Annotated in this window: 1 protein-coding gene; it reads left to right on the top strand. The window is 70.5% G+C overall.

Annotated features, from left to right (window positions below):
* A partial coding sequence (pyk, locus tag KBX53_RS32870) for a pyruvate kinase (RefSeq protein ID WP_210863750.1) occupies positions 1–1,356 on the top strand: 1,356 nt, incomplete at its 5' end.
* Positions 1,357–1,408: the final 52 nt, after the last annotated feature.

Below are 1,408 nucleotides of genomic sequence, written 5' to 3' on the forward strand. Positions count from 1 at the left end.
AACGTGGCGAGGCTGAACTTCAGTCACGGCAGCCACGCCGACCACGAGGCGGTCTATCGACTGGTCCGGGAGGCGTCGGAGGCAGCGGGTAAGCCGGTCGCCGTCCTCGCCGACCTGCAGGGCCCCAAGATCCGGCTCGGTCGGTTCGCCGACGGCCCGCACGAGTGGCGCACCGGTGACTCGGTCGTCATCACCGGCGACGACATCATCGGCACCAAGGAGCGGGTCTCCTGCACCTACCGCAAGCTGCCGCAGGAGGTGAAGCCCGGTGACCGGCTGCTGATCGACGACGGTCGGGTCGCCGTCGAGGTCACCGACGTCACCGGCAACGACATCCGCTGCCTCGTCACCGAGGGCGGCCCGGTCTCCAACAACAAGGGCGTGTCGCTGCCCAACGTGGCGGTCAGCGTGCCCGCCATGTCGGAGAAGGACGCCGAGGACCTGCGCTTCTCCCTGGGTCTCGGTGTCGACCTGGTGGCGCTCTCCTTCGTCCGCTCCGCCGAGGACATCAAGCTCGTGCACGGCATCATGGCCGAGGAGGGCGTGTTCCGGCCGGTGCTGGCCAAGGTCGAGAAGCCGGAGGCGGTGGAGCACCTGGAGGCCATCGTGCTGGCCTTCGACGGCGTCATGGTCGCCCGTGGTGACCTCGGTGTCGAGATGCCGCTGGACGAGGTCCCGCTGGTGCAGAAGCGCGCCGTGCAGCTGTGCCGGGAGAACGCCAAGCCCGTCATCGTGGCCACCCAGATGCTCGACTCGATGATCGAGAACTCCCGCCCCACCCGGGCGGAGGCGTCCGACGTCGCCAACGCGGTGCTCGACGGCGCGGACGCGGTGATGCTCTCCGGCGAGACCAGCGTCGGCAAGTACCCGGTGCTCACCGTCAGCACCATGGCCAAGATCGTGACGACCACCGAGGCCGGTTCGATCGGGGTGCCGCGGTTGCAGCACGACCCGCGTACCCACGGTGGCGCCCTCACCGTCGCCGCCTCGTCGATCGCCCGGGCCATCAACGCCAAGGCGCTCGTCGCCTTCTCGCAGACCGGTGACACCGTGCGCCGGCTGTCCCGGCTGCACTGCGACCTGCCGCTGCTGGCCTTCACGCCGGTCCCCGAGGTGCGCGACCAGCTCGCCCTCACCTGGGGCGTGGAGACCTTCCTGATGCCGTTCGTGCAGCACACCGACGACATGTTCCGCCAGGTCGACCAGGCGCTGCTCGGCCTCGACCGGGCCAACCCCGGCGACTACGTGGTGATCGTGGCGGGTAGCCCTCCCGGCACCCCCGGCTCGACCAACACGCTGCGCGTACACCAGCTCGGCTCGCTGGTCGACGCCGCGTCGGCGCGGGCGCTGCAGTGAGCGACGGTCGGGTCGCGGTCGGCCAGGCGGCGGTGGACCAGCTGCTGGAGGT

Source organism: Micromonospora sp. M51 (assembly GCF_018070305.1).
Lineage (GTDB): Bacteria > Actinomycetota > Actinomycetes > Mycobacteriales > Micromonosporaceae > Micromonospora > Micromonospora parva.